The following is a 25,244-nucleotide window of genomic DNA, read 5'->3' on the forward strand; positions in this document are numbered from 1 at the left end:
CGAGAACGGTTTCCTTGGTTTCCTGGTGCGAGTCGGTGAAATCGATACGTACATTTCGAACTTTCGTGTCGTCACTCATTCCGCGGCGACCGGCATTCGTTCCACACACATCGTCGATATTTGCAGGAATTTTGATCCATGCGCAATCGGTTTTCTTGCCTCCTTGCCAGCCTTTCCATCTCGCTCATCATTTCCAGCGGCTGCACACCCTGGGGCAACCTGCAGTTTGATCGTGCTGCTGCGCAACGTCCCGGCGACGAAGCTCAATCCGAGGCAAGCCATACTCCGGTTGAGGAGTCACAAAACGAGGACTTTGCCGCCGACAACAGAATCGGAACCCAGAACCAACCGCTCGAAGGGCAGGAATTTGAACACAGCCAACGCAACGAGGCCTCCCAAAACGACTTCCTGCTGGGACGCCGAGCGGAAGACGCGGGTGAACTGGAATCCGCACGGCGGTTCTATCAAAACGTGTTGCGCAAACATCCCACACATGCACATGCCCACCACCGCTTGGGTGTCGTCGCTGACAAAATGCAGAACTTTGCCGAGGCAGAACGGCATTACGAGTCGGCGCTAAACTATATGTCGCCCGACAATCGCCAAGAGATCAGCATCATCTTTAGTGATCTGGGATACTCTTACCTGTTGCGGGGCGATTTTCCTCAAAGCGAACGCGCCTTGAACAACGCCCTCGACTATCATGCGGACAGCCGGATCGCTATTCGCAATCTCGCATTGTTGCACGGTTATCGCGGCGATTTTGAAATGGCCTATCAAAAATTTGCCAGCGTCGGCGGCGAAGCCGAAGCCCGCGCGGAATTGGACCGGCTGTTTCCACATTGGCAAGACAAATCCCCTGCCGGCCAAATGGCGCAGACTACAGAGATTTCCTCCCCTGCTCTCGCCGCAAAGGACAACGCGCCACAACCTACGGCAAGCTCCTCGGCATTTCCCACAAGCCGAGTTCCGGATAGTCGCGGATTCCCACAGCAATCGTCACGCACTGCACCGGCAGTCGCCTCGACACAAACATCGCAGCACCTGACATTCGACACCGCGCCGCCAATCGATCCCGCAAGCATGAACCGCGCCCAGCCGCAATCGCCTACTCCGCAACGGCTCACCATGGCTGCCACGCCCCCCAAACAACCGCTCCAAGCCCCGCCGCCACATGAATATCTCGCGGACAACATCCCTGGACAATATACGGCTCCCCCTGCCCAACCGGCTGCGACCGAGCAGCAGACTCACCCCACGTCGCAGATTACGCAGGTCGGGTACACAGCCGCCCCACAACCGCAACACCGCCAGCCACCAGCTACTGCTCCTGCGATCCAAAATCCGGGCCGAGCGACCCCACAGATTGCCATTCAGGTCGACAGTTTTCAGGCCCAGCCGTCCAAACAAGCTGCCAGCCGCACCGCGCTGGCCATTGGTGGGGCCATTGGCCTGGGGGGAATGTTTCCCACGTCGCGCATCGAGCCTTCGCAAACCATCCAGCAAGTCTCGGCCAAAGCCCCTCATTCCCTGCAATTAGACCGCAATCCTCCCATTCAAATGCCGCCCGCCACTCCTCCAGGAAACGCTCCCAGCGGATTGATTCGCTCACCAAACCCCGCCAGCGACCGGATTGCACCGATCCCATCGCCGAATGCTACGAATTACAGAGTGTCCCCGATTGGCAACAGCAATCAACAAGCAAATGCACCTGCCAATTCGGTTCCTAACACCTTGGCTACTCCTCAGTCACTACCTGCCTACAACGCCGTGCGGTAGGCGCAATGTATTGCGATGTAATGCTTTGCGGCTCAGTTTTCGTCGGGACAAATGCGCTGACTCGGGAACATACCGTACCTAGTCCACACTGGCTCGGCTCCAGTCCCAATCGCTAAGTTTCCCTGGCCCGACCGGTGGGAATTCTTCCGCCAATTGGGTACAATGCAGACCTAAGAAACGGGGATGATTTACAACCGTCTGACTGCGGGCCAAACAGTCTTTCTCATCATTGCTGCGTCTCAGCGGCAAAGCGGCCCATGGTCTTCCATCCGGGAGTCATCACTCCTCGTTGCCTAACACTGTCGCCACTTCTGAAAACCCGTCCGCAATTCAATTCCACCTGTATTGGAGGATTTGAATTCGCTTTGATTCGAAGCTGCGGGGGACTCAGATGGCGCTTGCCGAAATCAACGGACGTTCGGTATTTCGCAATGGATAGGAGACAAGGGTGATGACAAGGCGGTACCTGCTGTCGATCGTGGCGAACAAACGCATCGGCGTGCTTCCGGCGATTACCGGAGCCATTCATGAACTTGGTGGCGACATGCAAGAGGCGAGTCAGACCTCGATGCATGGCGTGTTGTCCATGGTGCTCGTTGCCGACTTCCCGGAACGCTTTGAATCGCAGGTGATCATTGATCACATCAGCGGAGTGGCCCGCCCTTTCGAAGCTGTGGTGACAGTGCGACTGCCCAACCCGGGCGACGCATTGGATTTGAGTCCGCCCCCCCCGAGCGAGCGGTTTTTTCTGACTGTCCACGGCGATGACACGCCGGGGTTGATTCGTCAGATCACCTCACGGCTTGCAGCTGAAAGTATTGAAATCGCCGATCTGTACGCCTCGCGCGAAGACGTGGGGGGACCGGTGATGATGATCTTCGAATTGGCGGTCCCTGAACAAGCCGACTTGGCGCCGCTGCGCGGTGAGCTGGAGTCGATGGGAAATCACGACGGACTGACGGTGGAGTTGCAACACGAGAGCCTGTTCACCATCAAGGATGTCCCTCATCCGGTGCGGCTTGCGAATGTCATGAGAACGGCACCTCTAGAGTCTTCCAAGCATTAGGCCGCGCCAATAACGTGTGTTGGCAACAGGAACATTGCAAGTCGTTGCGCTCGGAAACCGTCATCGCAAGCAGGCTATTCGTCAAACCACTCGGCCAACGCAGCTTTTAACTTTTGGGTGCGGGCACTCAGTGCTGAACTGTCGGCTGTTAGTTGAGTTCGAGCATCGGCCACCTGTTGCCGCTCGCTCTCTAATCGCGAGGATTCCTGTTCGAGCTGAATCGTCGATTTTTCCAGTTCAGCACGTTGTTGCTCGCACAACTGTTTCTCGACGCGCAACTTCTCGGCGTCCGCTTGCAATGTCGTTAACTCGGCCTCGAAAGTGGTGCGCCGCATGTCGAGTTCAGCACGCTCCTCAGCCAGAACAGCCCGTTCTGCATCAAGTTCTGCGCGGGCCGCTACCAATTCGGCTGACTGCGCGGCGAGGTCGACATCGGCTTGTTGCAGTTCATTTTGCCCCGCGGCAAGGTTCGCCAATTTTGCTGACAACTCCGCACGGCTCTTTTCAAACGCCGCTAGATCCTGCCCTTGTTGTTCTCTCTGCGATTCTAGTTGGTTTCTTAGCTGTTCTAACTCATCCTGTTGCTTGCGCAGTCTGTTTTCCGCTTCTTGCAACTTCTGTTGTTGCTGCGACAATTCCCGTTGCGACTGCTCAAGACCTTCTCGATCCCGCGCCATTTCCTGCGTTACCGACTCGTGGTCATTGACCAATTGCTCAAAGGCTGCGCGGCGCTCCGTCAATTCCGCCTGCTGGAAGTCCAGCAGCCCCTGACGCTCCTCATTGGCCGTCCGCGCGGACTCCAGTTCGGCAGTGGATTGCTGCAACTCCTCTTGCCCCACCTTAAGGGACTCCAGTTCCTCAGCAATTTTAGCGCGTTCGTCCGACAACGCCTTTTGTTGCGTCTCTAACTGTTTCTCGGTTTTCGCCGTCTGCTGGAGTCGTTGTTCCAGTTCGGTCGTTTTGGAGACCCAAGCTTGCTCCCGTTCGTCCAACTCGGCTTGCGTCTGCTCAAATGCTGCCTGGCGTAAACGCAGTTCTTCTTTCTCGCGATCCACTTCCGCACGCCATTCATCGCGCTGGCGTTCGATGTCCTGCCGTTGTGTGTCGATCGCCTGCTGCCATTCTTCCCGTTCCTGCTCGAAGTGACGAAGTCGTTCCGCGTGCTCAGCGAGTCTGGCTTGTTCGGCGGTCTCCGCAGCAGAGGTGTCCACATCATCCTCGGCCAGTGCCGCGGTTTGCCAGTTGCGCAAGGCGGCAATCAACTCTTGCGGAGTTTGAATGCGTTGCTCAACATCTTTGGCGAGCATTTGATCAAGAATCTTCGCCAATTCCGGATCCAAACCTTCAATCGGCGGGATCGGAGTTTGGGCATGTTGTTTGAGAATCTGGTGCTGATTCTCCCCTTCAAACGGCGGCGAGCCGGTCAGCATCTCGAAGAACGTGCACCCCAGGCTGTAGATGTCGCTGCGCACATCGACATCGTCACTTTCGCGGGCCTGCTCAGGCGACATGTACTGCACCGTGCCCACGGCGAATCCCATCCGCGTGGGAATCAGATCGGCATCGTGACCGGCGACTCCTTTTTTCAGCGCCTCGTCATCCAAATGGGCCAAGCCAAAATCAAACAGTTTGGCGGTCCCGTCACGCGAAATCAAAATGTTCGAGGGTTTGATGTCACGATGTACCACCCCTTCGCTTTGGGCATGGCCGACCGCTTCGGCGACTTGAATTAAAAATTCAACCGCCATCATCGTATCGGGAGGCCCTTGGCGGTCCATCAAATCGCGGAGATCATCGCCGTCAACCAATTCCAAAACAACAAACTGATTTCCCCGGCCAATATTCAAGGCGCGCACGATATGCGCGTGCACCAGATTGGCGCTAATCAATGTTTCACGTCGAAACCGTTTAAACAAACGCTCGTTTTTTAACAACGAGTGGTGCGGAATCTTGATCGCTACCTTGCTCTGCAGCGCCTCGTCGAACGCCAGAAAAACGTTCCCCATGCTGCCGTAGCCCAGTCGATCGATCAGTTGGTAACGATTCTCCAAGATCATGGGACCGTGGTTTTCGGTCGCAAGTTGATCCGCTTGCCATTGGGAAATCGCTTGCAATTCGACCAGTCGATCCGACAACTCGTCAAAGGAGGGAATTCGGTCTTCAAATTCCGCCAGGACGACGTCGATCTTTTCGCGGGTCATTAACCGATTGACGACCAGCTCATCAACCAGTCGCCCGCACGGGTTGGCGACCTCGTCCTGTGAGGTGGACAATTCCAATGAGGGATGGGGAATGGTCTCTGCCTCACGAGGTGTTTTCGGCAGTTCCTCGTCGGTCGAAGAACTTGTCTCGACCGATGTTTCCGGTGGCAAGATGGTCCCGGAGAACGGCTTTTCCCCGGCCCCTTCATAATGCACCCGCATTTGAAATTGGCCGATCTTCAGCAAATCACCGTCATTCAGCCGATCACTGCGTATCAATGATCCATTGACCTTGGTGCCCCCTTTGCCCAACAGGTCGATGACCCACAGTCCACTGGGTGTGAGCATTAAGCTGCAATGCACGCGAGAAATCCGGTCCCCCTCGAACCGCAATTTACATCCCCGGGCGCTGCCCGCGAACGTCAGCATCCGCCGTAATGGCAAATCGACATCGTCGGCCGCATTGAGAAACTCCAAACGCACATCAGGCATCTCGCCCAATTCACCGTCATAGATCGCCAGTGGATCGAAATCGGGAGGTATCGCAATGCGATCACCACCATCGACCACCGGGTTTTCGAGCAACCGCACCTGATACGGCCCGATCGAGACATCTTCGTCGGCTGACAACCAACCGGCGCGCTGCGACACCTCGCCCCAACTCGTCCCGGACCGGCTTCCCAAGTCGGCGCAAAACAGGCGGCCCCCGATCATCTGCAAATACGCATGACGAAAGCTGACTTGCGAGTCCTTCAGCCGTATATCGCAATTCGGCGACCGTCCGATGATGCCGTACGGATTCAGCAAGACATGCGGCTCAGAATCAGTCGCGTCCGCTCGGGAGACTGCGATCCGTACGGGAGCGTCCGCACCGACTTCTTGTTGAAACACCCGCGTCAATGTCTCGTTCACAACGCTACTTTCGGACCTAGGGGAACTTGTGGTTGGGAATGCGATCCCGTGCACAAGGTTTTTTAGCACCAGTCATGCACGCACCGATTGGCGGCCCGAACCAACGGCAATTACTTCTGCACTCCCCTACAAGAATGATCGATCGCATAGGCAAACACAATTGGGAAATCCACCCGAACTAGGCTGCCTTTTGCGTAGTTTGGATGCCTTAGTGAACGTTGGTGCACGGTTTCCCCAAGAAACCTCAATTCTGAGGTGGGGTTACTACCTAATTGCCAAATGTCGTTCGATAGACTCGCGGGCGACTGCCGGAGCAGTGGTCATCCCTTTCCCACCGATTCCGGTGACCAAATGGATGCGACTGTCAATCGTGGTATCCAAAATCTCCCGATCCTCCAACAGCGTATACACCCCCTGCCAACGGCTGTCGATCCTCCAGTCCACCCCGTCGACCATCTGCTGAGCATACCGCAGAATCGACGACTCGGTTTCCGCATCCAACATGTCGTCCATGTCGTCACAGGAATAAATGTGCGAGTCCCCCACGACTAAGCGGCCTTCAAAATCTTGGACCAACAACACATGGATCCCCCGCTCGTCGTACCCTGGTTCCACCGCTTGCTGCGATAACTTTTCCCAGGAAGGGCAATCCTGAAACGACGGGTAGCGTCGAATCGATAATCCGGACGCCAAATTGGTCGGAAGTTGCCATCCCCGCTGTGGGACCGTGCGAAACATTTGGAGTTGGCAACGACGCAAACCGGCCGCTGCCAAGACCTCGGGGAACAGCGTACGCACATCCGCGCCGCTGCAGACAAAGACATGATTCGCCGTAAAAACCATCCCGTCGCTCGACATCACGCGGCACTGCCCTTCCCTGACCTTGGCCTGGCAGGCGACCGTCCGTGGCCGATATTCACAATCGAATTCCCGACCCAACCAGGACAGCAGATCTCCCAAAATCGTTCGCGGCTCGATACGGATCTCGTCCGGGAAATACAAGCTGGCCCGACCATAGTCCGGACGGACAAACGGATTCATTTCCCGTGTCTGCCGGGCGTCTAAAAATTCCCGGTGCAGGCCGTGATGGGAGTTCGATTCCGCAAACTCGCGGATCACCGCCTCTTCAAGTTCCGTTGAAGCGACATACAACGTGCCGTTTTGAGAGAACGGAAATCCCACCGCAGCGGCCAATTCGTGATAAACCTCTAAACTAGCAATTCCCCGTTCCGCCCACTCTCCCGGCGCCATCGCACTGGGAATACACCAACCGAAATTCCGTACCGAGGCGCCGCGCGGCGCGTCGTCGCGTTCGAGCAATAAGACCCGCTGCCCACTCTTGGCCGCAAAATAGGCATGAAACACCCCCAAAATGCCCGCGCCCACCACAATGACGTCAAATTCCCGATTCGGCCGTCCATTCATAATCCACACACTTGTTTTGAGAGAGAGGTTTCAGCCCGACGGGGGGCAAAATCGACTGAAATATCGCTTCAATGGGCACAATTTCAGTGTCGAGTAATCCCGGTTGATTCACTTCCCCACTCTAAGATATGATAGGAGACGAAGACCCATTCCGGCAGGCCAGGGATTGGATGGCCTCCGTATGCCGAAATTATCGGCCAGTTCCCCATTCCCGCGTTTCAGGGAGAAATCAACATGGATGTCACCGGTCCCAGCACGGTCAACGGCGCAGTGCCGATTAATCGCCCAGCGGTTATGAAACCTGTCACCCCAGCAGCGCAAACGGCTCCTATCTCGCCGCAAGACGAAGTCGAAATCTCAGCAGCAGGTCGCGCGTTAGGCGATCTGGGCAAGTCGCCCGAATTGCGACAGGAGCGTATTGCACAAATTAAAGCCGCCATCGACGATGGCACTTACGAAACCCACGAAAAATTTGATATCGCCATGAGCCGGCTTCTGGACCGAATCGATAGCGGCGGAGTTTAGTCAGCGACCAGCCTGTCCCATTCGATATTTCGGAGCCAGAATTCCACTCGAAACCGTGTGGGATGCCGACTTTTCGTGCGAGCGTATTTATTTTTACGGTCACACTGAGAGCGATTTCGCGATAAGTAAGCGGCATCTTGACGCGGCAAAACGGGGCTGCTTTACTGGAGAGATGTCGCCGCACGCTGGAATTGCCAGTAGTGCGGCATTAGTCTTTATTGGAATGATGCAAAAGCCCCTGTCTGTTGTTGAAGTGCTGAGGTAGTCCTGATGAGTGATCTCACTGCGGTCGATGTGGCTGTCAGCCCTGAAGCCAAATTTCGCGAATATCTGATGACGCAAGGCATGCGTCTGACCACCGAACGCGAAACCATTGTCCGCGAAGTCTTTGCGTCACATGAGCATTTCGACGCGGACCAGTTGGTCTCTCGGTTGAACCAGCGGACCGATGGCAAACGGGTGAGCCGCTCCACGGTCTATCGCGCGCTGGCACAATTGAAGGACTCAGGTCTGCTCAGGGCGGTGGCACGGCCCAATGATCGTGAAGTCTACGAACACGACTACGGCTACCCGCAGCACGACCACCTGATCTGCAAAGAGTGCGGTGATTTGATCGAATTCGTCGATGATTCGCTCAACGAGATGCTATCGCGCGTCGCAGCGCAAAACGGTTTTCGCATTTCAGCACATCGTCTGGAAGTCTACGGCAAATGCGCGAATTGCTGCCGCCCCAAACGGCGTCAACGCAAGACCGACATGATTTGAGCCACCGACATGACTTGAGCTTCAGTGGAGCGGGCGATTTCCACAGTCGTAAAATGCTCACTGCAAATCGTCCAGCAGCGGCTCTTCGTCTTCCTGTGCATCTTCGTCGCCGCGTGGTTCCTCGTCTACGAGCGGCTCCGCTGCATCGAGTGATTCCTCGTTGTCCAGCGGTTCCTGGTCGAGTTGCGATTCACTCTCCTGCGGCGGTTCCCCGTGGGTGCGTTCAACGGGGATCAACCTGTACAGTCGCGAAAGCCCTAACAGGACGATCATCGCCACGAGTGCCGTAGCGGCCAGAATCCCCAGCGTGATGGCATCGCCAAAGATGTACCGCGACGGCGTCCATAGCCATTTCCAGCTGTACAGCACAATCACGGCCGAAATGCTCAGATACGGCCCGTAGGGGACATAGGTCCGCCCTGTGAGTATCCGTACGGTCAGGCCGACGACAAGTCCGCACAACGGCCCCAATGCGAACACGAACACGATCGCCTGCCACCCCATGAAGCTGCCGATCATGCCCATCAATGTCACGTCGCCAAAGCCCAACGCCTCCTGTCCCAGCAACCAAGACGCGACCGCCCGCACGATCCAGGTGATTCCAGCGCCGGCGACCAGTCCGGTCAAACTCCAAGCCAACCCATGCAAGTGCGAATAGGTTTGAATCCACACAGGAATGTACGGCCCCGCCAACCCTGGGACCGCTAGATTCCAATCGACCCACAGCGGAATCAACTGCACATTCCCCACCGCCGTCGCCATGCCAATGCCCACAATCGCGCCCGTGGCGGTAATGGCATCGGGAATCAAGTACTGCTCCAAATCAACAACCGTCGCCGCCATCAAAAAGGTGATCAGCGCAAACTGAAACAGCAGCCGCCAATGAATATAAAACGCCGAACCCTCTTCGGGCGTCTCTTGGCAGTGTAAAATAATGACAAAATAGACCAAGCCGGCGAACAAGGCCCCCATCGCCAACTCCACCGCCAAAGTCGCCCGCGCGCGAACCCCGTTCAGCGGCTCCGACAGGCCTGCCGAAGTCCAAATCCCTTCCGGCAACCGCATCCGCAACAGCCAAAACACCACCCCCCGCCCGACAACCACGCCAAAGGCAAACGTCACCACCAACCGTATCCACAGCGGCGTATACGTGAAGAACGTCAACAACCAGGGGTCGCGCAACGAATCGTTAGCTGCAAAAAATTCGGTCATAAGTGCTTGAAAAAAACTCAGTCCCGGCAATGGATGGCCATCATCCTGAAAAGTCGTTCACAGTCGATCCTGCCATGGTAGATCAGCCCGCCTTCGGACGCCACCACGCGGGCCTGGTGCAGGGCAAAGGTTTTGCAATTACATGTTGGTTTTTTAAGGCCTGCGACCAGCACGCGTATTAATCGGGAACCGCAATATCCTCACCACCGGCCGGAGTTGCGAGAGCTTTTAACACTTCTCCGTCGGTCTCCTCGCTGAGCAACTTCACGCTGCCATCGGCCATCAAGAACAAGGCACCTTTTTGTGATAGCGCCCCGCCGAATCCGGTCGGGCCTCGGTTGATGCCTTCGGCAGGATCACGCCAATTGCCCGGCTGCCCCCACGGCATAAACCCTTCGTTGACCTGCCCGACCAACAACGTCATTCCGGTTCCATCCTCAATTTGTTCCACGGTCCAGCTGCGTTTGTCATTGATCAAGTGACTGTTCGCTGAATAATGTGACAAGGCAAAACCGCGCTCATCGTGAAACGACTCGACAATCAATTCTAAGTTGAGAAATGCCGGCATGATTCTTCGATACATCGTGGCGTTGGGCAGTTCATCCCAGGGACGTGTTTCGTCAAGCTCGAAGTCGTCCTGCGGACCGATCGGCCGTTCCCAGGACAGCAATGCCACTTGAGTCTGCCAGCTCAGGACTGGGTTGGGATCTCCCTGCTTTGGAACTTCATTCAAATACGTGTCTGTCCAGGAGGTCTCCGTTAGTACATCTCGTGCGAACGATTCGACAAAATATCTCGACGAAGTCCGGCGTGGGTATTCCACGGTCTGCCAGGTCAGCGGCTGTTCGGTCTCCAGCATCCAACGCGATTTCGACACCAACCCGACAAATGACGTGCCAGAAACAAACAGGACAACCACCAGGACCGCTGAGGCAATACTCCAAGTCCAACGCCAATGTCGCCCCGACGTTCGCAGAGAGCCAGCACAGATCCCATGAATCGCGACCACCATGATCGCGAATAGCGCCAAGCCAAATAACAACGACACCAAATCGACATGCATCGCGGACGTGACTCTTGCCAAATAGGTCACCCAGCCGGTCGTTAAGGTCCATACAAATTCCCTGACCGGGTGGCCACCCCAGATCATCACGGCAACCGAAACGGCGACAAAGCATACGACCATGCCAATCACGTATTTGATCACGGCTGGTCCCTCAGTTCATAGGTCGCGCCGCTACGTTGCCAAGCACCGGGGGTCATCAGTTCCCGGGCACCGGCGATGAGGTTGAGTACGAACAGAAACAACAATCCCCACAATACAACGACGCCCAGAGCCCGCAGAAACGACATCCGCGGCAGTTGCGCAAAATCCCGACCGATCCAATTCCAAAGTCCCTGGATGATCGCGGCACACAACAGCAGCCCAACCAAGAAAAATGAAATCTCTTGTAAGCGGATCTCTGCCGGTTCCGTGAGCCGCAATACACGGATCACCTCTTGGGAAGGAACATAGGGCATGCCGGCAAGTACCGAGCCCAGTGCCGAACACAAGTTTCCGTTGACAGGAAAAAACATGGGACAGCTTTGACCTTGTGGTATTAGTAATCACTTACATCTTCGCCGCCGGACGGTGTCGCATCGGCCTGTAAAACTTCCACCGCGATGTTATCGTTCACAATTCTGACGCTTCCATCGGCATACAGGAATTGCGCTACGCCGGAAGACGGGCTGCCGAAACCGTGGGGTGATTTGTTGATCCCAAGCTTAAGATCGCGAACATTGGTCGGATCTCCCCACGGGCGGAATTTGGCTTTCACCTCACCGGCAATGATTGTGTTCGACGTTCCGTCGGTGATCTCTTGGATTGCCAACGGACGATTAGGCCTTAGGAACAGCACATTCCCAGCATAGTGTGCCAAAGCTCGTTGTTCTGCATCGAAATGAATTGGCTCATCGTATACGTGCTCTTTCATTTCGATGGCAGGATTCAGCAACCAGCTCAACTGCTGCTCAAAGGCCGCTGCATTACGCGGGTCATTCCAAGGGACATCGGTTGCGATTTGCCCGTAAATCTTGGCGGCTTTCTTGTCTTCCAGATAAGGCAACAGTTGGGTCGCCCAGCTATGCATCGAACGCCCCGCATCATCAAACATTCCCCCCGCCGGAAATGTACCGTACTCGTCATGGTAATTGTGGGTGGCCAATCCTATTTGCTGGAGATGATCGCGAGAGTCCCTCCTCGCATAGACTTCATCGAAGGTGTTATACAAAAATGGCGTCTTCATCGTGCACAGCCAAACCAGTTGATGGGTCACGCCGATCATGGCAATCCCCGCAGTGAACATCAGCACGATGCTCCACACCATCGCACTGGACCATGCGAATTTCCAGGTCCGCCCCCTCGACGAGGAGTCGTCGCGTGGTGCATAAAACCAACGGCAAAACCGATGCAGTCCCACGGCAAACACCCCCAATGCCACGATAGCCGTGAGCACGGAAGTCCAATCAACGGTCACTGCCGGCAACGTCTTCCAAAGAAATACCCCCCAGCCGGCCAGTAGGTTTAGCTCAAGATCGATCGGAAACATGCATCCGATGAATGAGATACCGAAGAAAATAACTGTCACCACGACACTGTACGTAATGCTCTTACTCCTCATGGCGACACCTCCCGGCCGAGAGCAGTCTGAATCGCGTCACCTGTCATTTGCCGGACGTCACCGTTGTCCAGCAGTACGAATTGTTCGTCATCATAGATGTCCAACTCGATGACAAGGATCTTCTTGCCGTCGCCGATCATCAGGCCCGGCTTGTAGAGGTAGCGGGCGCCGGAACGTTGTGGAAGTTGCCAAACCGACTCGTCAATTTCGCTGGTTTCTTCCTCAGTCGGATAACGTCCGTCATGCTTGGCGGCGAATCTTAGCAGTTCCACGCTCAATTTCTGGAGCGTGGCCTCGCGCTTTCCGAGTAGAGCCTGTTCAACAGCGGCCGGTTGTTCGGTCGATTCTTTGAGTCGATACGTCGCCCCCTGTTTCTCCCACGCCCCGGGGGTCATTAATTCCCGCGCACCTGAAATCATCGTCAGCACGATCACGAACAATAATCCCCACAAACAAACCGCAGCGAGCGCCTTACTGTAGGACAATCGGGGCAGTTTGGGGAAATCTTGTGACAGCTTATTCCAGAGCTTTTGGATGCCCCAAGTCGAGAGCAGCAACACCAGCAGAAAAAATGAGATCGTCTGGATTCGCATACGGGCCACGTCATGCAGCAAGATTGCCGGCATGCCCGCATACGCACTCCTCGGCAGCAGCAAAGAGAGCCAAGTAACGGCAATGAGAACCCACGGGCGCATGAATCCGGCTCCAGGAACAGGAGTATAAGAGGTGCAGCTCCATTATTGGCAGACCACTACGGATTAGCAACTATGTTTGTACTTCACCGTAGCCGCGCCACCCTTACCAATTCGTAAACGAACCATCCGCGCGCCGTAGTCGCGGGCAACTGCCGCCGTCGATTGGTGGGTATTTGGAGAGCGCATCCAAATCGATTTCCACGCCGAGGCCCGGTTCCGTTGGGGGGAGGAGGTGCCCGGCTTCATAGGGGACTTGGACTGGGAACAAATCGGACAAGACGTTGCCCGGCAGTCGCGGTAATTCCTGGACGCCGAAATAACTGGTTGCCAAATCCAAATGCAAACAGGCGGCCGTCGAGACGGGGCCGAGTGGGTTGTGGGGGGCGAGTTTGATGTAGTGTGTTTCGCACCAGCCGGCCACTTTGAGGGCTTCGGTGATTCCACCCACGATGCAAACGTCAATCCGCGCGTAGTCGATCAGTTCCTCTTCGATTTGTTGGCGAAACTCCCATTTCGTCGCATACTGTTCGCCAGCAGCCAACGGAACATGCACGTGCCGCGCCAGTTTGCGGAAACTGTCGAAGTTCTCCATTCGTAGCGGGTCCTCGACAAAATAGGGGCGATACGGCTCAAGCTCGCGGCATAGCCGGATTGCCTCGGGGGGATCGAGACGGGTGTGCACGTCGACAGTGATCTCGATATCGTCGCCGACCGCCTCCCGCACCGCCGCGAAATCCTCTACACAAGCACGCACTGCCGCTGAGGGCTCCAACACGCCCTTCCCCGGCGCGACCGGAAGCTCGAGGCGAATAAACTTCCAACCCTCCTCAGCCGCTTGGCGGGCGGCATCGGGGAGATCAATCGTCTCAGTCGCTTTCACGTGGGGATAACAGACAACCCGGTCACGCACACGGCCCCCCAGGAGTTGATACAGCGGCACACCCAACGCCTTGGCTTTGATATCCCACAGAGCAATATCGATGGCGCTGATGGCGGAGGCTCCGAGTCGATTGGCGGGGAAAAATCCGCTGCGGAACATCACTTGCCACAGATGTTCGGTGCGAAACGGGTCTTCACCTACCAATAGCGGAGCTAAGGAATTGACGGCGGCCCCCATGGCTGGTTCTTGCCAAGTGATCCCTCCTTCGCCGATACCGTGGATCCCCTCGTCGGTTTCGATCACCACAAAAAAGAAATTGCGATCTTCACCAACGGCGTATGGGGTCACAGCTGTGATTTTCATGGATGGCCTCATTGGGGTTTGAGCGGTTTTCTTTTCCATTCTCCGCACTAATTCGGCGGTCGCAAGGGACCGGAGCACGTTGCAGTTATTGTGATTCACGAGCGGTCCATTCCTCGCACGTTAGGACAGTGTCCAGACGTGCGAATCGCCGATCTGAATAACTTTTCGGAGTAATGGATCGCAATTTGCTCACACTAATTTCCGGTTGTATCTAATGTCGCCGTTTGCGTTGCAATTGGGCCGCCGAGTTAATTGGCGGAACAGGCGACCGAAGCCATGTGATGCGGGGCTAGAGCGACCTCTCGAATCAATGACCTCGCCGACCGGGATATTCCGCAGTGTCGAAAGAGCTCAACGTCTTAATTCATTATTCTAGCGGCAGTTAAGGAGAGAAAGCATGCTGTGGATGGGAAGAATTGCTGGTCTGTCGGTCCTGTTATTCGCGGTTGTTGCCAGTACCGCATTTGCGGAGGATGGGGCATCCGAAACGGCTCCGACTTCAATAACTCAGGCGGGTTGGGAAAGTGAAATCAATGGAGCAGACGTTGCCTGGATGCTCACATCTTCGGCATTGGTGCTCATGATGACAGCACCCGGTTTGGCGTTGTTTTATGGCGGATTGGTCCGCAAAAAAAATATTCTGAGCGTAATGATGCAGTGTTTCTTCCTCATGGGCATCATGTCGATCGTTTGGGCTCTGTGGGGGTACAGTTTAGCATTTGGTCAAAATATCGGCACAGGCTTCTTCGGAGGGTTCGTTGGGGGAACAGATTATCTGTTTCTAGATGGCGTGATTCCCTTCATGAATGGCGATACGGCGGACGTGCCGATGGCAGGCAGTATTCCTCGGTCTGTGCATATGGTGTTTCAGATGATGTTTTTCATTATCACCCCTGCGTTGATTGCTGGAGCCTATGCGGAGCGGATGAAATTCAGCACGATGGTCGTGTTCTCCGTCCTTTGGGGAACATTTGTTTATTGTCCCATTGCGCACTGGGTTTGGGCCGACGACGGTTGGCTGTTCAACGCTCCTTATGAAGCTTTCGATTTCGCTGGAGGTACCGTGGTGCATATCAGCTCCGGATTTTCAGCATTGTTAATTTCGATCATGTTGGGCAAACGGATCGGGTTTGGAACAACGCCGATGCCGCCTCACAACTTGACGTACACGTGCATCGGGGCCGCTCTCCTTTGGGTTGGTTGGTTCGGCTTCAATGCAGGCAGCGCGGGCGGAGCCAACGCGGCCGCCGCTAATGCCTTTGTGGCCACGCACATGGCAGCGGCTGCGGGCGTGATCGCCTGGGCGGGAGCCGAATGGATCTTCCGCGGCAAGCCGTCAGTGCTCGGAGCCTGTTCGGGAGCCGTTGCGGGGCTCGTGTGCATTACGCCCGCCTGCGGCGTGGTCAATCCCCTGCATGGGATCATTCTTGGCCTCTGCGCCGGTCTGGTCTGCTATTTCGCTTGTGCGACCGTGAAATCCAAGTTCGGCTATGACGACTCTTTGGACGCATTCGGAGTCCATGGAGTTGGTGGAACCCTTGGCGCGATGCTTACCGGCGTCTTCGCCACACCCACCATCGCCAAGGGAGCGAAAGGGCTTTTCACCGACAATCCTAGTCAACTCATCAATCAGGCGATCAGTATTGTTGCCGCCGGTGCACTGGCATTGATTGGCACATTCATCCTCATCAAAATTCTTGACGCCACAATGGGATTACGTGTGACCGAAGAGGAAGAAATACGCGGTCTGGATGTTACGCAACACGACGAAGAAGGTTATATCTTCTTGTAAGAAACTGACCCAGGAGTTTGTTCCTGCGGCCCCCCGGCGAAGCCGGGGGCTCACGGGCAATGTTGCCCAACTCAAATTATTTCAAAACCCATTACGCCTCGGCATCGCCCAAAACTATGCCTATGCTGGCAACGACAAGGAACGTATAATTGTCGCGGCATCGGTGAAGCTCGGTGAGAGCATAGCTATATTCCGCCGGAACAGAGAAGGACTCATCATGAAGAAGCTTGAGGCGATCATTCGCCATTACAAATTGGAAGACGTCAAGAACGCACTCAATGAAGTTGGCATTCAGGGCATGACGGTCTCGGAAGTCCGTGGATTCGGACGGCAACGGGGCCACAAGGAGATGTATCGTGGTGCCGAATATACCGTCGATTTCTTGCCCAAGGCAAAGGTCGAAATCGTTGTGCCCGATGAGTCGTGCCAAATGGCAATCGATACGATCATGAACGTGGCCCGCACCGGCCAAATTGGCGACGGTAAAATCTTCGTCACCGACCTCGCCGAAACGATTCGAATCCGCACCGGAGAAAGCGGCGAAGAGGCGATTTGAACCGAATACGGTTCACTTGTCGGCTGTCCGGTTCTTTGACAGACCGACAGCCGCGTCGCTGCGGAACGAGGCTAAAGTTGTCACCCGTCACCGCGGTGACGTAGCTATTTTTTTAATGTCACCTTGCCGTTTGCACCTCCGCATCCAAAATTGCGGGAGTTGCACCCGCCGAGTTGGAATCGATGCCAGATTTCCCGCTCGGCGACAGAAACTGATGGGGCGGAATCCGAAGAATTATGGAACGTGGTTCAAGTCTCCAAGCAGCGGCTCGCCTCAGTGATTCAAAAGCTAAAGTTGCCGCCATTCGCGAGCGCGCCCGGCAAGCCCATACTGCGAAGACTCCCGCCTGGGAGGTTGCCACGCAGTTAGCCGACGAAACCGAAACCGTGATCGTCGAATTCTTTCGCGACATGCTGGACGGGCTAAACCCGGCCGACCGCCGACTTGTGGAACAAAACACGGCAGTTGTGAAGATGGGAGGATTCGGCCGCGGTGAAATGGCCCCCTACTCCGATGTCGACCTGTTGTTTCTGTATCGCGGCACGATCGACACGATGTTGACCGACGCACTGGGAAGTGTCGTGCGGAATTGCTGGGATGCCGGAATCAAACTGGGGCATTCGGTGCAAAATCTACGTGATGCCGTGCGGCTGGCGCGGACCGACATCACCTTCGCCACCTCCGCCATCGAGGCCCGTTTGTTGTGCGGTGACGCGCAGCTGCTCAACGATTTCCGACAACTGTTTCGTCGCAAAGTCGTCGATCGCAATCTGCAGGCATTCACGGAATCGTGCATCGAGACACGCAACATTGAGCGCAAAAAGTTCGGCGGAACCGTCAGCCAGGTTCAACCCAACATCAAACGCTCGCCGGGGGGACTGCGTGATTTGCACCTGATGCGCTGGATTGGATTCGCCCGCTACCAGGTCTCCCAAGTCGACGATCTAGACAAGGTGTGGGCCTTGGCCGAGGATGACGTTCGCTTGTTGGTCGAAGCTCGCGATTTCTTGACCCGCATTCGCTGCGAATTGCATTTTCAAGCCGGGGGCCCGCAGGATGTGCTTACGCGCGAAGAACAGTTGCGGCTGGCCGACGTGCTGGGCTATGAAGGACGGCCTGGACTGAAGCCGGTCGAATGTTTCATGCGTGACTACTTTCGCTATGCTTCGGCGATCGACGATCTGGCCGAGCGATTGGCGTCGATGGATCGACCGCGCGCGATCAGCGCCCGCATTGCCGAACGTTTCTTGCCCAATCGCACCGAGGACATCTTCATTCTCAGCGGCGACCAGATCGATGTGCAAGCCGACCACCACGCGCGCCTGTGCAGCGATTTGAGTTTGCAGGTCAGTCTGTTTGCATTGTCGGCCCGCACGGGGATCGATCCCTCCCCAACATTGTTGCGCGATATCGCCGAAAGCCATCCCGAAGATCCGGACGAAATCTCGCCCGAAACGGCCGAGGAATTCCTCTCCATTATGACTTGCACCGGAGCGATCGAATCGACGCTACGGAAAATGTATAAGGCGGGCGTGTTGGAAGCCATCATTCCCGAGATGTCACGAGCACGCGGGCTATTGGAATTCAACGAATATCACAAATACACGGTCGACGAACACTCGCTCATCGCCGTGGGGGCCATCGAATCGTTTCACGAAGAGCCGAGTTTGTTGGGGCAGGTTTACGGCGAGGTCAAACGCAAGCATCTGCTGCATTTGGCCATGCTGTTGCACGATATGGGCAAGGGCTTCGAGGAAGACCATTGCTTGGTTGGCGGACAAATCGCCGCAGCTGTGGCCGAACGACTGCACCTCAAAGAGTCACACGGCGACCGGTTGGTGTTCTTGGTCGAAAAACATCTGGTGATGTCGCATCTGGCCTTCCGCAGAAACATCAATGACATCAACGAGATTTTGCCTTTCACCCGCGACGTAGGCAGCTTGGATATGCTGCGGATGTTGTACGTACTCACCGCTGCGGATATTACGGCGGTCGGGCCGGGCACATGGAACGAATGGAAGGGAGGCTTGCTGGCCGAATTGTACGAACGGTCCATGCTTCTGTTGAGTGGCATCCGGCACGATGTTGAATTCAACGAACGGCTCAGTCAATTACGGCAGCGCGTGCGACAGTATGTGAGCGGTTCGGCTGTCTTGTCCGCCACCCTTCCCGGCGACCAATGGGTCAGCACCACCATGGACACTCTGCCGGACCACTTCCTCAGTTCCAATAACGTCGAGCAAGTGGTCGACGACCTCAAGCAAATCGCCGCCTTACAGCCAAAAGATTCCCTGATCGATTGGTCGGCCGATCCGATCAACGGAACGGTGTTGTATCGCATCGTGACACACGATTCCCTGGCGCAAGGCTGCTTTTCAAAGATGGCGGGGGTGATGGCGGCCATGGGACTGGAAATTGTCTCGGCCGAAATCTGCACCACGAGCGATGGCATTGTTGTCGACAAATTCCGCGTCGTCGATCCGGAGCACCCCCAAGGGACTCCCCAAGTACGATTGGGAGAAATCAAACGTGTCATCCGTCAGGTTCTAGCCGGAGAGCGGACGGTCAAGTCGCTCTTTCAAACACGACGCTCCAAATCTGACAGCAGTTTGGTCGGGCCCGCGCCGTCGCCGCGGATCGTGTTCGACAACAACTCTTCAGAGACCTGCACAATTATCGACGTTTTTGCCCGCAACCGATTGGGCCTGCTGTACGCCATTACCGGCGCGCTCTTTGATCTGGGGCTTTCTGTGCAGTTAGCCAAAATTTCAACCTACGGCGAGAAGGCTGTCGACGTATTCTACGTCACCTGTGAAAATGGAAAACAATTGACCGATGCCGATCAATTACGTCATGTCGCTGAGGAATTGCGACAACGCATCGAGGATATTTGACTCTACCGGACAACAGTAAACAGCGTTCAACAATTAGCAGATCCCAGAATTAAAAAATCGTGTCGGTATCCGATGTCCACGGCAACGTTTTTGAAAAAAATGCCACCACGTCGAATCGCGACCTGGAATTCGCGTTATAGAGTTGAAGCCATCGGGGCACGGTGGGCAAACGCAAATGCAGGGGAAAAGAGCGTCTTTTTCAACCTGCTTTTTTTTGACTGATCTAGAGTGTGCGCTCGCGATCACATCGGTTTGCGAACGTCACCTCCAATTGCTATAGTTCCGTGATAGTGAGAATGACACTGTTGCGATACAAGGAGGATCGCGGTGCAAGAGGTATCCCTGGAGTTGTCGATTGGCGATGCTGTCCAAATCGGCGAACGAATTTTGTTCGTTGTCGACATTAACGACGACGCAATCTGCTTGGATGTAAACGGAGTCGATCCGAACGAAATCAACGATGGCCAGTCCACTGGCACCGCTGGATTCAACGATCGAGGCAAGTTGCCCCCGCGGTAAGATGGGCGTGCAAAATGCAGCCCTGGGGACTTCTGGCTTGAATCGTCGTTGTTGCTGAAATCCTCTGCGTAGACGAACGCTCTCTTTTTAAGAGCAGGACGTTTGCTCGACGCGCAGCGAGTCCCGTGGAACCACGAGTCCCGTAGAACCACATTGTGCACGAGGGCATCTGGCCGCCTGCGGGGGGTGTCTACAAGTCGTTTCAAAACCTTCTGGCGCGTCTCACTGACATTGATCTGAACGTTTCGAGAACAATCGCAACCTAGTTTTGAAACTGGTTCTATGCAATGTGGGTAAAAGAGCTGGACCCACGCTCTCATGTGGGCAAGCGAACTTGCCAATCAGCTAGACGGTCGCGAGCGCCTTTTCGGCCTCTTCATGCGTCTTGTAGATCTTCCACAGGCTGTCGAGTTGCGTGACCTGTAAGACTTCGGCGCAGTTATCACTCAGACCACTGAGCGCAAAAGCGTTTCCTTCGCGTTCGGAAAGTTCTTTCCACATTTTCAGCAGAATTTCCAAAAACGCGGAGCCGAAAAACACCGTGTGTGACAAATCAATCACGACTTTCGGCGGATCGGCTTTCCGACCACACTCGAGTAACACGACTTGCAACGCGTCAAGCAGGTGGTCGCTCAGATTGTCGTAATCCGGACCCAGTTGAATCACAGTCACGCCGTTGCGAACTTCGATTTCAGGACTTTTGGGATCTGCCATGTCGATGCCTGCGGGTTGGTGCCTTGCTGGCGAGGTTTTACTGTTAGACGGTCATCTCGCGCGTGGAAAACGTTGGTGTGGAGACGTTCATCGTATCCGTCACGATCAATAAGTCAACGGCTTTGCGATTCGGCGACGCCGTTCCGGCGCGAGACCGGTGAATCGACCGAGACAGTTGTGCTTTGCGAGTTGCCACATTACGGAATGGCTTGTAGTTCGATTTCTTGGTTGATCTCTTTCCCGTCACGCCACAGAGTGAGTTCGACGACATCTCCCACTTTTCGTTTGGAAAGTTCATCAATCAAGTCCAAGGACCCCCGTAAGGGTTCGCCATCCATGGCAACAATCAGATCCCCCACAACCAGCTGATTCGCTTGAGCGTCCCAATAGGTGGGGCGAATCCCGGAACGCGTTTTCAAGCTGTCATCTTCATCCGATTTGATCAGAATTCCTTCTAAGCCTAAGCGATGCGTCAATTGATCCGAGACGGGGCGGATTCCCAATCCCGGTCGCTCAATCTTCCCATGCTGGATCAACTCGGGAACCACACGATTGACCATATCTACCGGAACCGAAAACCCAAGTCCAGCAGACACCCCCGATGGACTGTAAATCGCGGTGGTGACACCGATCAACCGACCCGCGCTATCCAACAACGGCCCGCCGGAACTTCCGCGATTGATAGCGGCATCGGTTTGAATCACGTCGGTAATCAAACGTCTGGTTTTGGTCCGGATCGAGCGGCCTAAGCCACTAATCGTACCGGTCGATAACGAATGGTCGAATCCAAACGGATTGCCTATGGCAAACACTTTTTGACCGACCATCAGGTTGCTCGATTCACCAATCGGAATCGGAACCAATTGGCTGGCCGGTGCATCGACTTTGAGCACGGCCAGATCCTGGTCAGGCGCCTTCCCCACCAGTTTCGCCTTCAGGACCGTTCCATCTCCCAGCGTGACGACAACACCTTCGGCTTGGCTGATCACATGATAGTTTGTGACGATATAACCATCATCGCTCCAGACCAGTCCTGAACCCATGCCGCTGGGGACCTCCACCGGATCAGCCACGAGCGGATTTGTGACTTGATCGACCGCTGTAATGTGGACAACCGATGGGGCGACTTTTTGAAAGATCTCAATGGTTGTCTTTTCATCGGCGGCCAAATCCCCCCGCGGAGTCACAGCACGCGCCGAAGCATTGGGATTCAAAATGGACGATGGTCCACTGCCGGAAAATCGCCAAATGGCGAACAGTGTGAGAACGACAAGTATCAAGAACGGCCAGCTCACGCCATCGGCCTGGATCGGCGCGCGCCGTGGAGGTCGTTCATCCTTCGAGAACATCAAACTTCTCCAAGTTGGAGGGAAATCAACCGGCCCGCTTGTGAGGTTGTCAGCAAGGGGCTCGCAAAACGTATTTCCTCACCGACGAGATATCCTGCCGGAACATGGAAACGTTAATGATATTATGGGCGGTTCAAGCCAACTTGACCAGTCGAGTTAGCCCCTCATGCAGCCCATGCGGCACAGCCGCTTTGTGCGAGCTGCCGCTCGAAGGGGGGAAGGCCGCTTCCGTTGGGCGCTGCGCTTTATGGGAGGGCGTTTCTAAAAAATGCAACGTTTTTATCCTCCCTCTCCCTCTGGGAGAGGCCGGGGTGAGGGTTTTTGCTTCACCGAAGGCACCCCCTCTCACCTCATTCCCACCCAACACGATTCCGACCATGCAACACAACAGTTTTCTGCCCCGAATCGCCTTTAGAGCAATTCTGCCACTTTGGAATTCAATTCTTCGACCGCTTTGATGAATTGGCTTTGGGTTTGTTCGGGGAGCTTTCGGAACTCCTGCACAAATTGCGGAGTGATTGCCGTTTCGAATCGTTGCAGAGCTTTTGTTGTTCGTTTGACGAGTTGCGCAACCGGAGGACCGACTGCGGTGCCGACGGCGTCGCCTCCTTGGTCACTCGTCGCTGGAGGCGTTGTCGCCCCCTGTCGAAACGGCGAGTACTCCCCGCTGGTGTCCTCTTTTTGCCGAGCAGCAGCGGTAGCGGTGGCGGTCTCTGGCTTGCGGTCCCGTGTGGAATTCCCACCTTCACTGGCAGTGGAGCCCTCGCCGCCGAATTCGTCGGGATCGACAACGGCAGTGGTTTCGCTCGGCACGTAGGCGACCGCTGATTCGTCCTCTTCGGCTTCGGCTGTCAAATCTTCGCCGTGAATCGCTCGTCGCCAGGCCTTCATTTCGGCCACGGTGGCCTCTGTTTCCTCAGCCCATTGCAGGCACTCAGCGGCATCATCCCAGTTGATCGCCGAATAAAAATGCGACCACTTCAACTTCGGATAGGACTCATGAACATCCGCAAATGATTCCCAAACGCGACGGCGTTGAAACACCTGATCGCCGCTCAAGTTGATCAAAGCGGCAAAATCCGCATCGGTGCGGCCCTTGGCATATTTCTTCGTCCACTTGGCCGCACATTCACCGACCACCCAACGACACTGGTTAACAGCTTGTTGGGCCGTATCGATCAAAAGCTCTTCAGTTTCCGGGACGTCCGTTTTTAGTGGAGCAATCGGGTCGTTCATGCTGGTCCTTTAGTGCTGTAGTCTCTGGTTTCAAAACCCCGCAAGGCGTATTCGCATCACGCGTCGGTTCGCGTGGGAAGCTCACTTCCAGGGAGTGTGTGGTGAGGGAGATCGTCTGCCGTTTCTGCCGACCACACAAACCGAGGGATTCCGGAGCTGATCCATCGCATTCTCAGGGGTGAATCTTGGAGTGGTGTGCCACTGGCTTTGCCAGTGCAAATTCAAATGTTTGGATTCGCCACAAAGCACTGGCGGAGCCAGTGGTACCCTAAATCTCGGGTTTGACATTGCTCGCGATAGGTCGCAATGTCGTGTCGTTGGGCGAATCAGCGATCCTACCGACGACAGTTGGTGATTGCCAGCGTCGGTAATGATCATTTCCACGGCCGTTGCAGATCGAAACATTAAGTCGTTATGACCGCGCCAGTTTCGGTGGTCGATCGGTTGAGTGACTTAGCGGACGCGCCCTTGATCGGCGGCTTTAATGTCGCTGCAGCGCCATATTCAGTAGGGAAACGCAATTCGCGGATCCCATTGGCGAAAAGGCATTCCTTGCTGCGCCGGAATTCTCAGCGGGGTTTCAGCCGGTCGTTCTGGACCCGATTCGGCAAATCGCTTCCGTTTGCCTGCCAGTCATAACGGGCACATTTTTCCTATTCTTTGTATTGGGCTGAAAGTTCCCATAATTCCGTTGAATACGAAAAGCGAGATCGGTAGACTCGGAATTAGTGCATTTCCCCTAATTTAAACCCTGTCATCAACTCTTAGCCGTTGCGGCCACTGAACGAGTGGGGCATCCCCTGTTTGCCGACTCGGTCGTTTCACGCTGCAGCATTGAATCCCTGTTGTTGACTTCAGTGATAAGGAATTTTTGAAAACATCTATGGATGGAGTGAACTCTCACCACAATTTAGCGAGGTTAAACACCTAAAATGAGAAGTGCGGGCCAAACGCGACGATCATTTTCACCATCAACCATTCTCTATTCGCGATACCTAAAACCCAGGTGTGCGACAATTTGCCGGCCGGTTATTAGATCGGTCTTACTTTTCTCATCTTCGATCGGCTGTCTATGCATCGCGCACTCTGAGGCAAGTGCGGAATCTGCTCTGATGCGGGTGGCTGCCGGCGCCAGTTATCAGGAATTTGGGCTGACGAGTAGAGGCGACGTTTTTACGATTGCCAATTTGTCGCAAGGTGATGCGCATCTCCAGAAGGCAATCATCGACACCAAATCCTCGTCTGCGGACGCTTATTTCCATCTCTCGGGAATGAGCTCTTTTCCCTTCATGGCTGAACAAGAATCCGCAGCGGAAACGGGATTCACAGGGTTTGGCGGAGTGACGAATGACTCCCGACGAATGGTTTTGGAATTCACCGACTTCGCTCCGGGGGAGACGTTTTCGTTTCAAATCGATGTCGATAACCGCCACAGTTGGTTCACATCCGGTAGCGATTTCGCTGGGACGACCTTGAGCACGGTATTTACCAGTAGTGACAATACGACGGAGTTGATCGGCGCATTCAATGCGACAGAGGATTCCTGGGTTTCGGCGCTTGCTGAGCTCTACTCGCCGACCCCGCGGCCGGATTTCACCAATCCCGAGCCATCGTCATTGCTGCTGGCGCTCATTGGCGGCGCGACATTGGGAGCATTCGTATTGAATACCAAGCGGATTTCGTCGCCGACTGATTGAG

At 55.2% G+C, this 25,244-nt stretch carries 20 protein-coding genes; 9 read left to right on the forward strand and 11 right to left on the reverse strand.

Annotation, left to right across the window (positions count from 1 at the left end; genetic code table 11):
• Positions 1-138: 138 nt before the first annotated feature.
• Together Mal52_RS12005 and Mal52_RS12010 are read left to right on the forward strand one after the other, a co-directional pair.
• A complete protein-coding gene (locus Mal52_RS12005) occupies positions 139-1,779 on the forward strand; it encodes a tetratricopeptide repeat protein (RefSeq protein WP_145376353.1) in 1,641 nt (546 codons plus the stop codon).
• Positions 1,780-2,230: 451 nt separating this feature from the next.
• Complete coding sequence (locus Mal52_RS12010) at positions 2,231-2,845, forward strand: ACT domain-containing protein (RefSeq protein ID WP_145376355.1); 615 nt, start codon at positions 2,231-2,233, stop codon at positions 2,843-2,845.
• Between the two features lie 74 nt (positions 2,846-2,919).
• On the opposite strand, the gene Mal52_RS12015 is transcribed toward Mal52_RS12010, so the two are convergent.
• Positions 2,920-5,958 carry a protein kinase domain-containing protein gene (locus tag Mal52_RS12015; RefSeq protein WP_145376357.1) on the reverse strand — a complete coding sequence of 1,013 codons (3,039 nt, stop codon included), beginning with the start codon at positions 5,956-5,958 and terminating at the stop codon, positions 2,920-2,922.
• A gap of 264 nt (positions 5,959-6,222) precedes the next feature.
• Positions 6,223-7,383 (reverse strand): TIGR03364 family FAD-dependent oxidoreductase, encoded by a 1,161-nt coding sequence (locus tag Mal52_RS12020; RefSeq protein ID WP_145376359.1) that lies wholly within the window; start codon positions 7,381-7,383, stop codon positions 6,223-6,225.
• A gap of 234 nt (positions 7,384-7,617) precedes the next feature.
• On the opposite strand from Mal52_RS12020, the gene Mal52_RS12025 reads away from it, so the two are divergent.
• Positions 7,618-7,908 carry a flagellar biosynthesis anti-sigma factor FlgM gene (locus Mal52_RS12025; RefSeq protein ID WP_145376361.1) on the forward strand — a complete coding sequence of 97 codons (291 nt, stop codon included), beginning with the start codon at positions 7,618-7,620 and terminating at the stop codon, positions 7,906-7,908.
• A 270-nt stretch (positions 7,909-8,178) separates the two neighbouring features.
• On the forward strand, positions 8,179-8,673 hold the full coding sequence (locus Mal52_RS12030; protein WP_145376363.1) for a Fur family transcriptional regulator: 495 nt from the start codon (positions 8,179-8,181) through the stop codon (positions 8,671-8,673).
• 57 nt (positions 8,674-8,730) lie between these two features.
• Here the strand turns inward: Mal52_RS12030 and Mal52_RS12035 are convergent, their stop codons facing one another.
• The 6 genes from Mal52_RS12035 to dgoD form a co-directional block, all read right to left on the reverse strand.
• A complete protein-coding gene (locus Mal52_RS12035; protein ID WP_145376366.1) occupies positions 8,731-9,885 on the reverse strand; it encodes a prepilin peptidase in 1,155 nt (384 codons plus the stop codon).
• Between the two features lie 178 nt (positions 9,886-10,063).
• Complete coding sequence (locus Mal52_RS12040; RefSeq protein ID WP_145376368.1) at positions 10,064-11,092, reverse strand: hypothetical protein; 1,029 nt, start codon at positions 11,090-11,092, stop codon at positions 10,064-10,066.
• On the reverse strand, positions 11,089-11,463 hold the full coding sequence (locus Mal52_RS12045) for a hypothetical protein (protein ID WP_145376370.1): 375 nt from the start codon (positions 11,461-11,463) through the stop codon (positions 11,089-11,091). The genes Mal52_RS12040 and Mal52_RS12045 overlap by 4 nt, the downstream gene beginning before the upstream one ends.
• A 23-nt stretch (positions 11,464-11,486) precedes the next feature.
• Positions 11,487-12,548, reverse strand: a complete 1,062-nt coding sequence (locus tag Mal52_RS12050; RefSeq protein WP_145376372.1) for a DUF1559 family PulG-like putative transporter — start codon at positions 12,546-12,548, stop codon at positions 11,487-11,489.
• Complete coding sequence (locus Mal52_RS12055; protein WP_231962631.1) at positions 12,545-13,243, reverse strand: hypothetical protein; 699 nt, start codon at positions 13,241-13,243, stop codon at positions 12,545-12,547. The genes Mal52_RS12050 and Mal52_RS12055 overlap by 4 nt, the downstream gene beginning before the upstream one ends.
• Before the next feature lie 103 nt (positions 13,244-13,346).
• On the reverse strand, positions 13,347-14,486 hold the full coding sequence (gene dgoD, locus Mal52_RS12060) for a galactonate dehydratase (RefSeq protein ID WP_197534850.1): 1,140 nt from the start codon (positions 14,484-14,486) through the stop codon (positions 13,347-13,349).
• Between the two features lie 598 nt (positions 14,487-15,084).
• Between dgoD and Mal52_RS12065 the strand changes: the two genes are divergently transcribed.
• The 4 genes from Mal52_RS12065 (at position 15,085) to Mal52_RS12080 (ending at position 20,247) form a co-directional block, all read left to right on the forward strand.
• Entirely contained in the window at positions 15,085-16,278 is a 1,194-nt protein-coding gene (locus Mal52_RS12065) for an ammonium transporter (RefSeq protein WP_231962632.1), read from the forward strand.
• Positions 16,279-16,495: 217 nt separating this feature from the next.
• On the forward strand, positions 16,496-16,834 hold the full coding sequence (locus Mal52_RS12070) for a P-II family nitrogen regulator (RefSeq protein ID WP_145380625.1): 339 nt from the start codon (positions 16,496-16,498) through the stop codon (positions 16,832-16,834).
• Between the two features lie 236 nt (positions 16,835-17,070).
• Positions 17,071-19,728, forward strand: coding sequence for a [protein-PII] uridylyltransferase (glnD, locus tag Mal52_RS12075; protein WP_145376378.1), 2,658 nt, complete (start codon positions 17,071-17,073; stop codon positions 19,726-19,728).
• Between the two features lie 327 nt (positions 19,729-20,055).
• Entirely contained in the window at positions 20,056-20,247 is a 192-nt protein-coding gene (locus Mal52_RS12080) for a hypothetical protein (RefSeq protein ID WP_145376380.1), read from the forward strand.
• 345 nt (positions 20,248-20,592) lie between these two features.
• On the opposite strand, the gene Mal52_RS12085 is transcribed toward Mal52_RS12080, so the two are convergent.
• The 3 genes from Mal52_RS12085 to Mal52_RS12095 all read right to left on the reverse strand — a co-directional run bounded on the left by Mal52_RS12085 (position 20,593) and on the right by Mal52_RS12095 (position 23,546).
• Positions 20,593-20,961 carry an STAS domain-containing protein gene (locus Mal52_RS12085; protein ID WP_145376382.1) on the reverse strand — a complete coding sequence of 123 codons (369 nt, stop codon included), beginning with the start codon at positions 20,959-20,961 and terminating at the stop codon, positions 20,593-20,595.
• Positions 20,962-21,158: 197 nt separating this feature from the next.
• Positions 21,159-22,310 carry a S1C family serine protease gene (locus tag Mal52_RS12090; protein ID WP_145376384.1) on the reverse strand — a complete coding sequence of 384 codons (1,152 nt, stop codon included), beginning with the start codon at positions 22,308-22,310 and terminating at the stop codon, positions 21,159-21,161.
• Positions 22,311-22,721: 411 nt separating this feature from the next.
• Positions 22,722-23,546: a type II toxin-antitoxin system RelE family toxin gene (locus tag Mal52_RS12095; protein ID WP_145376386.1), complete on the reverse strand. Its 825-nt coding sequence runs from the start codon at positions 23,544-23,546 to the stop codon at positions 22,722-22,724.
• Between the two features lie 1,112 nt (positions 23,547-24,658).
• Between Mal52_RS12095 and Mal52_RS12100 the strand changes: the two genes are divergently transcribed.
• Complete coding sequence (locus Mal52_RS12100) at positions 24,659-25,243, forward strand: hypothetical protein (protein WP_145376388.1); 585 nt, start codon at positions 24,659-24,661, stop codon at positions 25,241-25,243.
• Position 25,244 lies beyond the last annotated feature (1 nt).

The organism is Symmachiella dynata, from assembly GCF_007747995.1.
GTDB classification, from domain to species: domain Bacteria; phylum Planctomycetota; class Planctomycetia; order Planctomycetales; family Planctomycetaceae; genus Symmachiella; species Symmachiella dynata.

Coding starts and splice junctions, on each gene's coding strand:
- Mal52_RS12030 (WP_145376363.1), top strand. CDS start 8,179: ATGAGTGATCTCACTGCGGTCGATGTGGCTGTCAGCCCTGAAGCCAAA.
- Mal52_RS12085 (WP_145376382.1), bottom strand. CDS start 20,961: ATGGCAGATCCCAAAAGTCCTGAAATCGAAGTTCGCAACGGCGTGACT.
- glnD (WP_145376378.1), top strand. CDS start 17,071: ATGGAACGTGGTTCAAGTCTCCAAGCAGCGGCTCGCCTCAGTGATTCA.
- Mal52_RS12095 (WP_145376386.1), bottom strand. CDS start 23,546: ATGAACGACCCGATTGCTCCACTAAAAACGGACGTCCCGGAAACTGAA.
- Mal52_RS12035 (WP_145376366.1), bottom strand. CDS start 9,885: ATGACCGAATTTTTTGCAGCTAACGATTCGTTGCGCGACCCCTGGTTG.
- Mal52_RS12025 (WP_145376361.1), top strand. CDS start 7,618: ATGGATGTCACCGGTCCCAGCACGGTCAACGGCGCAGTGCCGATTAAT.
- Mal52_RS12100 (WP_145376388.1), top strand. CDS start 24,659: ATGCGGGTGGCTGCCGGCGCCAGTTATCAGGAATTTGGGCTGACGAGT.
- Mal52_RS12010 (WP_145376355.1), top strand. CDS start 2,231: ATGACAAGGCGGTACCTGCTGTCGATCGTGGCGAACAAACGCATCGGC.
- dgoD (WP_197534850.1), bottom strand. CDS start 14,486: ATGAAAATCACAGCTGTGACCCCATACGCCGTTGGTGAAGATCGCAAT.
- Mal52_RS12020 (WP_145376359.1), bottom strand. CDS start 7,383: ATGAATGGACGGCCGAATCGGGAATTTGACGTCATTGTGGTGGGCGCG.
- Mal52_RS12090 (WP_145376384.1), bottom strand. CDS start 22,310: ATGTTCTCGAAGGATGAACGACCTCCACGGCGCGCGCCGATCCAGGCC.
- Mal52_RS12055 (WP_231962631.1), bottom strand. CDS start 13,243: ATGCGCCCGTGGGTTCTCATTGCCGTTACTTGGCTCTCTTTGCTGCTG.
- Mal52_RS12050 (WP_145376372.1), bottom strand. CDS start 12,548: ATGAGGAGTAAGAGCATTACGTACAGTGTCGTGGTGACAGTTATTTTC.
- Mal52_RS12045 (WP_145376370.1), bottom strand. CDS start 11,463: ATGTTTTTTCCTGTCAACGGAAACTTGTGTTCGGCACTGGGCTCGGTA.
- Mal52_RS12005 (WP_145376353.1), top strand. CDS start 139: ATGCGCAATCGGTTTTCTTGCCTCCTTGCCAGCCTTTCCATCTCGCTC.
- Mal52_RS12070 (WP_145380625.1), top strand. CDS start 16,496: ATGAAGAAGCTTGAGGCGATCATTCGCCATTACAAATTGGAAGACGTC.